Annotated in this window: 6 protein-coding genes; 3 read left to right on the top strand and 3 right to left on the bottom strand. The window is 58.0% G+C overall.

What is annotated here, in order from left to right; translation table 11 throughout:
• Positions 1–175 precede the first annotated feature (175 nt).
• Together GQ59_RS30100 and GQ59_RS30095 are read right to left on the bottom strand one after the other, a co-directional pair.
• Positions 176–424 carry a hypothetical protein gene (locus GQ59_RS30100; protein ID WP_037088537.1) on the bottom strand — a complete coding sequence of 83 codons (249 nt, stop codon included), beginning with the start codon at positions 422–424 and terminating at the stop codon, positions 176–178.
• A 200-nt stretch (positions 425–624) separates the two neighbouring features.
• The gene (locus tag GQ59_RS30095; protein WP_244448102.1) at positions 625–3,636 is read right to left on the bottom strand and encodes a DEAD/DEAH box helicase; all 3,012 of its coding nucleotides are present in this window, start codon (positions 3,634–3,636) and stop codon (positions 625–627) included.
• Positions 3,637–4,255: 619 nt separating this feature from the next.
• Here GQ59_RS30095 and GQ59_RS32245 point away from each other — a divergent pair.
• Genes GQ59_RS32245 through GQ59_RS30080 form a run of 3 tightly spaced genes read left to right on the top strand, consistent with a single transcriptional unit; the run spans position 4,256 to position 6,268 of the window.
• On the top strand, positions 4,256–4,888 hold the full coding sequence (locus tag GQ59_RS32245) for a nutrient deprivation-induced protein (RefSeq protein ID WP_152564523.1): 633 nt from the start codon (positions 4,256–4,258) through the stop codon (positions 4,886–4,888).
• Complete coding sequence (locus GQ59_RS30085) at positions 4,881–5,297, top strand: phage holin family protein (RefSeq protein ID WP_037088536.1); 417 nt, start codon at positions 4,881–4,883, stop codon at positions 5,295–5,297. Before GQ59_RS32245 ends, GQ59_RS30085 begins: the two co-directional genes overlap by 8 nt.
• Positions 5,297–6,268, top strand: a complete 972-nt coding sequence (locus GQ59_RS30080) for a DUF3618 domain-containing protein (RefSeq protein WP_037088534.1) — start codon at positions 5,297–5,299, stop codon at positions 6,266–6,268. The genes GQ59_RS30085 and GQ59_RS30080 overlap by 1 nt, the downstream gene beginning before the upstream one ends.
• 767 nt (positions 6,269–7,035) lie before the next feature.
• Here the strand turns inward: GQ59_RS30080 and GQ59_RS30075 are convergent.
• The coding region (locus GQ59_RS30075; RefSeq protein WP_037088533.1) for a LysR family transcriptional regulator at positions 7,036–7,870 on the bottom strand (835 nt) is incomplete at its 5' end.

Here is a 7,870-nt window from a genome sequence, read left to right as displayed (position 1 = left end):
AGCTCGATGCCGCCGTAGAAGTCACTTGCGACGGCCTTGATGACCCTATCGGGGGCGTCGGTCAGCAGTTCCAGGAGTTCAATAAGCCGATGGGCAACGGCAAGCGGTTCGCGTGTTGCATCGACCAGCGCTGACCTTCTGGCTCCTTCATTAGATTCCTGACGGTATGCATCTATCAGGGCAGATGAGGCAGCCCGGTCTTTCTCCGTCGCGTCTTGATTTCGGAGAGGATGGAGTCGAGACGCTCGATCAGCAGATCGGTATCGCTGCCATGCTTATGCGAGACCGCCAACGCCATCCGTACCATGGCGGTGCCGAGCTGGGCCGCAACGAGAGCAGCCGTGCTGCCGCTAATCGAAGGCGAAGCTCGACCGATCTCGGCAAGCATCGTTTCAAGATCGAGCCCAATCGTGTAATCCTGCATCAGCCGCGGCGGCGGCGCGCGGCAGGGCCTCGGCTACGCGACGGGCCGTCGTCGGCCTTCAGATGATCCATGGATCGGCGATCTCGATCAGATGTCCCCTGGGGCGCAACGCATACGCACCGTGAGCGTTTACGCTGATCCTCCGTAATTGATCGGATACCGAGCTAACAATTGACGCGCTAGAAGAGCTTCGTGGATGGCTATGTAGTGTCGTGCCTTGCGTGCCTACACATAAGCCGCTCAACGAACTGGAATGGCTCCTCCCCGGCCAGACTTGAGTTTTCGAATATCAGCCGGTCGTTACGCCTGACCGCCCCGGCTTTCTTCGATGCTGCCACAAGCTTCGCCGACGTCTTTCCTGTCACCGTTATTGCAAGCGCTTTTGGCCCGGCCTCCAGCTTGCCAACACCCCACCGTCCCGCGATAAGCTGCAGTCTGGTCGTCCTCAAAAGAAGCAATACGTCCTGCGGCGGTTCGCCGAACCTGTCATCGAACTCGTCTTCCAGGTCGTCCAGCTCGCTGACTGCGGATGCCTGGAACAATTTAGCGTACAGGTTAAGCCTGACTGCTGGATCCGGTACATAGTCCGAAGGTATTGACCCCCCGTTTCCCATATTGACGATCGCGCGCTGTTGCACGCGTGATGATTGTCCTCCAAATCTAGTGACTGCGCCTGCAAGCAGCTTTTGAAAGAGCCCGATGCCAATCGCCTTCATATGCCCAGCTTGGTCTTCACCAGCCATATCGCCTCCGCCGCGCAGATCGAGATCTCGGAGGCTGATTGCGACGCCAGCCCCGAGGCGGTCGTTCTCTACCAGGGTCGAAAGCCGTAAGCGCGTTTCCCCAGCCAACTCAGCGTCCTGCTCGGTTAAAAGGGTAGTGATGCCCTGGACTGCTCCGCGCCCGACGCGTCCGCGCAACTGGTGGAGCTGAGCCAGGCCGAACCGATCAGCGTGCCAGATAAACATTGTGTTGGCGCGCGGGACATCAAGGCCGTTTTCAATGATATTTGTGGCGAGCAGGACATCGCCATCGCCTTGTGCAAAGCCAACGATTGCTTCATCAATAGCAGCTGCCGACATCTTGCCATGCGCGACCTTGACCGAAAGTTCCGGAACGATCTTCTGTAGCAGTCTATCGACTTTTTCAATGTCTTCGATACGAGGCACCACGACAAAGCTCTGACCTCGGCGTCGGTATTCGCGGATCAGGCCGGTCCGCATGGACACCGGGTCGAATGGGGCAAGTGACGTGCGGACTGGCCGGCGCCTGGATGGGGGCGTCGTCAGCAGACTGACCTCTTGTACGCCCACCATAGCCGACTGCAATGTCCGCGGGATAGGAGTGGCCGACAGGGACAGCGTGTGAAGAGACGGCGCGAGATTGTTCATCGCGCGCTTTTCTTTCAGACCAAATCGGTGTTCCTCGTCAACGATAAGCAGCGAAAGACGTGCCAAGCGAACGTCCTTCGAAAGGATCGCCTGGGTCGCGATGATTATACCGATCTCGCCCTCGGCGAGCGCTGCCTTCATCTTTTTCGCCTCACTTGGCTTGACCAGGCGAGACAGCATGCCGACTGAGATGCCGGTCCCTGCGAACCGATGCTCAAACGTTGCAAAGTGTTGTCGAGCGAGCACTGTTGTCGGTGCGATAACCGCCACCTGCCCGCCCGAAAGCGCTACCGCTGCTGCGGCGCGTAAGGCGACTTCAGTCTTGCCGAAGCCGACATCTCCGCAGACGAGACGGTTCATGGTACGTTCGGAGACAAGATCGTAGAGGACCGCCCGGATCGCTTCGGCTTGATCGGGAGTTTCGGGAAATGGAAAACGTCGGGCGAAGGCGGAAAATTCGGCACGCGGCGGAATGAATGTTTCCGCCTGCGAAGCCTGCCTCTGTTTGGCTACTTTCATAAAATGACGCGCGGCGGATTGAATATCTGCTTGTATCTTTTCGCGTCTCTTCTGCCAGGCATCTGTTTGAAGGCGATCGAGCGTGATCGCTTCGGGCTCGGAGCCATAACGCCACAACTTTCCAAACTCTTCCATCGGCACAAGAAGAGAACCGCCATCGCGATATTCCAGGCGCGCGGCGTCCCGTGAGACGTCGTCTACGGTGATGCTTTCCAGATCTTTCAGGACGCCGACGCCATGATCTTCGTGAACGACAACATCGCCTATTCGAAGCTCGGCCTCCGCCAGAACGGCACCCGAACTCGCGACCTTGCCCGAGCTATCAGTCGCGGCAATCACGACGACATTCTGTCCGGCGTCGATAAACCCTTGCTCCAGGTCGCGGGCCAGGCTCAGAACGGTTCCCAGCTCTGCCTCCAATACGGCCTCCCATGTATCGACAGACCGAGGCGCTTTCCCGGTTGTCTTTGCCAAACGCCGACCAATCGCTTCGGAGGTTTTGCCCTTCCCGGTAATGACAACCTTCAGCCCGTCGCGCAGGCGATCTTGCATGAATCCGACCAAGGCTTTGCGCTGATCTCCGCCGGATATATCTGTGGGAAGGTCATCTCCATTTTCGAGATCGAGCACGTCTGTGGAAGCGCTGCTTACGAGCCGCTCCCATTCCGCTCTAACCAGATAAAGAGAACGGGAGGGGAAGAGCTCTTTATCGCCGAAATCCTTCCGGGACTGGCGCGCATCTTCGATAATCTCGAGATAGCGTTCCAAACGCTCGGTCGCGCCCGGAGAAAGAAGGACTGTGGTATCGCCGAGTATGTCAAATACGGTCGGCATGTCTTGATAGAGGCGCAGCAGCAATTGCTCCATCGTCTCCGACGCCGGAGCATGGTCTTCTGTAATGCCGTCAGTATAAATGGCTTCGGACGCCGGACCGAACGTCACGTTGTCGAGATAACTTTCTGTCCGCTGTGTTGAGCGGTTGAAACCTCTCAGTTCCTTGACCGTCTCGTCCTCCGAAAGAACGATCCGCATTGGACCCGGTGCGCCAGCAGGGTAGATGTCGATCACGCCTTTTCGAACCGCCAGCTCGCCGGGATCGTCTGCAACTCCTTCTTCCTCATAGCCGGACCGCTGAACGAAGCCGGAAAATGCATCACGATCAAACGGCTTTCCCACCACAAGCTCGATATGGCTTTTCGATATGACGGTCGCTGGCGGAATACGTTGAAGGGTTGCATCCAGCGAGGTGAGAAACAGCCGCGGCGCGCCGCTGAGCATGCTCCAGATCCGCAATGCGTCCATTCGCAGTCCCATGCAGTGCCGCGACGGTGGCACCCGGTCATAGGGTAGGCAGTCCCATGGGGGAAAACGATCAGCTCGATCTCAGGAAAGAGCCCGCGGACAGCATCAGCAATTCTGGCGGCCGCGCCTTCGCTGGGTGCCACATAGCATAGAGGCCGCTTGGACGTTCGTAGAGCTGCAGCCAGCTTGGTCGCTACGAAACCTGGTGGTTGCTTGGAGACTTGGCTGTGTTCAGCCGAAGGAGGGTGTGTGGAGGCACTTTCATCACTGGACTCAACGACGCTCACATCAACCTGCCATTCTCTTACCGGCGACTTTACCAGCTTGCAGAACGGGTTCTCGATCAGGGGGTTCCATTCGAACCGATCTGTTCGCTCAGGCTCGTGAGAGCGATAGTTGCAGATAACTTGCCAACGCCGCATCCTGTCTACGCATTTGAGCTGACGCTGACAGCGCGAGACATTCGGGCAGATCAAACGCCGAGAATCGAGCCACTCAGCCGAATTTGGTTGAGCGTCACCATCGCGGTCCGCAATGATGAGGTCGGTTATCTTACGGAACAATACGATTCTCTGTCAGTTGGGATCTAACGATCAATTCGGCAACCATGGAGATTTCAATGACTGACCAAATAACGGGACAATCCGCTCCTGGGCAGCCGCCGTCTTCGGCTGGGTCTACGACCGCGTCTGCATCTCTAGGGCAGAACGACGCCTCTCATGATCGTGAGACATCGCACGCGACCGCTGCTGACATCAAACAGGCGGTCTCCGACGATATTCACGCAGCTTCCGACTTTGCAAAGCGAGAAATCGCCACGGCTACGGACAAGGCGAAGGAGGCAGCTGATGAACGGAAGAACTTCCTTGCCGACAAGATAGGCGGTGTTGCTCAGGCGATGGAGAAGGTCGCAAAGGAGCTGGAGCAAGGCGACAACCCCGAAATCGGGCGCATGACGCAGACCCTAGGGGCCAACATGAGGAAATTCTCTGACGATATCCAGGATCGAAGCCTCGGTGAGATCGCAAGCATGGCAGAGGACTTCGGCCGTAAGCAGCCGCTCGCCTTCCTCGGTGTCGCAGCGATCGCAGGGCTTGCAGCAAGTCGATTCCTGACCGCGTCGGCTCTGTCAGCGGGAACCTCCGGTAAAACGGGAACCTCATCAAGGACCTCTCCCAGTCCTGCACCGATCGGGCTGACGCCGACCTTGCCGAGGGCTACCTCGACTGGGGAGGGCAGTTTCAATGGCTAATCCACTTGAAAACCGATCCCTTCCGGAACTGGTAACCGGTCTTGTCAGCGACATCTCAGGGCTGTTTCGCAAGGAAATCGACCTCGCCAAGACCGAAGCCTCTGAAAAAATGTCCCACGCCCTGGTTGGCGTAGAAGCATTTGCGGCAGGGCTCGTGTTGGCCATCTGTGCTGTCGGCGTGCTTCTTGCCGCCTTGGTCAAGGGTCTGACAGCCTTTCTCGTTTCGCGCGGCATGACCGAACCGAACGCGGATGCTTTGTCGTCGGTCGTGGTCGGCATCATCGTTGCACTGATCGCGTGGGGTTTGGTATCGCGTGGCCTGGCAGCTCTTAAGGGTGAAACCCTCAAGCTTGAGCGAACCTCAGCCTCCCTTCAGCGCGATGTCCAGGTTGTAAAGGATAGAACATAATGGCCTACACCTCTGAGAACCCAAGGTCCGCAGAAATCGAACGGGAGATTTCCGAGGACCGCCGTCGCATCGAAGAAAGACTCGACGCCATCCAGCAGCGGATGTCCCCCGGACAATTGGTAGACGAAGTTCTGGCCTACGCCAAATCGAGCGGCGGTGCTGAATATGCTTCCAATCTGGGAGCAGCGGTCAAAAACAATCCGATCCCGATGGCTCTAATGGGTGTCAGTCTCGCTTGGTTGATGGCAGCGCCGAAGACCTCGGTCTCCTCCTATGCCGACAGCAAGGAGACTTATCCGCTGGCGCCAATCAAGGGCACGTTACGGCGCACCGGCCCGGTACAGTTTGATGGCGAAAAGCGCTATAGCCACTTCAGCGACGGCGAGGGCGGACGGTTCAAGGCCTTGACGGATGAGACGGGACGACGGGCTGGGCACTTTATCGACGAGAGCGGAAAGACATTCCGCGGATTTGCTGATGCCTCGGGACAGCAGATCCACGATATCCGCGACGAGGCAGGAAAGTTGTTCGACGATGCCTCTGGTTGGATATCGAAAACCTGGCAGGACATGACCCGCTCCGCCGGCAAAGCCGGCGAGCAGGTGTCAGATGCGGGGCGAAACGCGATGGATGCCGGCTCGCAATTGAATGCTGCTATCCTGAAGCATTTCAAGGACCAGCCTCTTGTCGGAGGTGCGCTAGCTTTCGCTGTGGGGGCTGCAATAGGCGCTGCCCTACCGCACACACAGGTTGAAAACGAGGCGCTTGGCGAAGCTTCGGATGAACTTAAGGCGAAGGTATCCAACGAGGTCTCGAAGAGCCTCGATAAGGCCGAAAGTGTGGTATCGGATGTCTATGACAAGGCAACCGCGGTTGCCGCCGATGTTCTTGAAACCGCGCATGACCGTGTCGTCAAGGAGGCCAATGCGCTCAAAAGCGACGGCACGGCAAGCTCTAACACTCCGTCTTGACGCTTCGGCCGCCGGTTCGAGCTGGTGCCTGGATCGCGCCGATCTGTGCAGCCTTTCAACGGGAGGCTCTTCAGTCAAAATTAGCACCGGCCACATAAGATGCCCCGCACGTGCAGAGGTGCGTGCGGGTGTGTCGAAATTTGCCAATCAGTCGCTGTCCGTTGAAGACCGGACGGCAATCCTTTGGATACTATGGCGACCGCGCTGATCCATCTCATGTTGCGGCCAAGTTGTCACGGCAAGCCCTTCAGGAATTCGGCATTGTTGCGGCAAGTACTGCAGCGTAGATCCAAGCTTTCCTTGACCGAGGACATAAGGCCACCTCTTCGAATTGGGTCGGAACACGATGGGGTCGTCTAATCGCACGAGGTTTCGCAAGCGTTTTTTTCGAAGATTTGCCCCGCCAGAACTGAGCCAGTGCCGGTAAGCGAAGGATGCAGGGGCCGACATCTGGCTTGAGCGCGTGCCGAGTGATCGTTTACCGGAAGCTGGGTCGTCTTCGCGGCCGATACAAGGTCGCCGCATGATGGGGCTTCGCAGGTCGAGTGTTCCAATATGGTTGACGCAATCCGCCGGTTGCACCCCATCTTGCGGAATCACCGTACCCACGTCCCGGCAGGGACGTTCTTGCGCCGGCGCGTGAGGACGCTGGCAGAAAGTATTCAGATCAGATCAGGCAGTGTCGCGACGTCTAAGGCCATGACTCGAATGCCGAGCTAGACGCTCTTCTCAGGGCTCTGAGACGGAACCTGGAATAGGGCGAAGTCCTAAGCCCGGCGCATCGACACAATCGTGGTGACTAGCCAAGCGATACCGGGGTCCGACAGAGCGGCTTTAGGCACCACCAGACACATCTTGAACCGGCCGAATTCGGTCGGAGCGTCTGCGTACTCGATGCCGAAAGTCGTGCCGAACATCTGGGCGAAGTGACGGGGCAGTGCGCAGACCAATTCGGTGTCGGCCAGCACCGCTAGTGCCTGCATGAAGCTGGGTACGGTGAGTGCGATCTCTCGTGTAAGTGCGTGCTGCTCCAGAACTGAGTCAACAAAACCGAATGGATCGGCCGAATGGGACACCACGAGGTGCTTCATCTCACAGTATTTGGCTAGGCTGGGGTCCAATTTGAAAGGATGCCCGGCGCGCATCGCCACCACGAAATCCTCCTCATAGAGAAGTTCATGCCGGAAACGAGCCGGAACGTCATCGTGGGGTATGATCGCGATGTCGATCGCCCGCTTTTCGAGGTCAACCAAGGCGTCTGCCCACGCGGATGCAATGGACGTTTCTCCGGGCCGGGGCAACAATTGGCGCAATCCCAAGGAGACCCTTGGGGCGTTGGAAGCGAGTTTGCGCAGAAGAGGGTGTAAAAACACCGAGGAGGCCCCATCAGGTGCCCCGATCGTGAAGCGGCGCGACGAGCGTTCGGGGTCGAAGGCCTCGGAACTGATGATGATCCGGCGCACTCGGTCGAGAACCTCGCGAACCGCTCCTTCAATTTCGAGGGCACGATCCGTCGGGACTACGCCTCTCGGTGTTCGCATGAACAGAGGGTCACCCAAAAGGACACGAAGCCTCCCTAGCCCGTGACTGACAGCGGAGGGC

This window comes from Neorhizobium vignae (genome assembly GCF_000732195.1).
Taxonomy (GTDB): domain Bacteria; phylum Pseudomonadota; class Alphaproteobacteria; order Rhizobiales; family Rhizobiaceae; genus Neorhizobium; species Neorhizobium vignae.
Note: the sequence above shows the minus strand (reverse complement) of the source record. Positions and strands in the feature narration are given on the sequence as shown.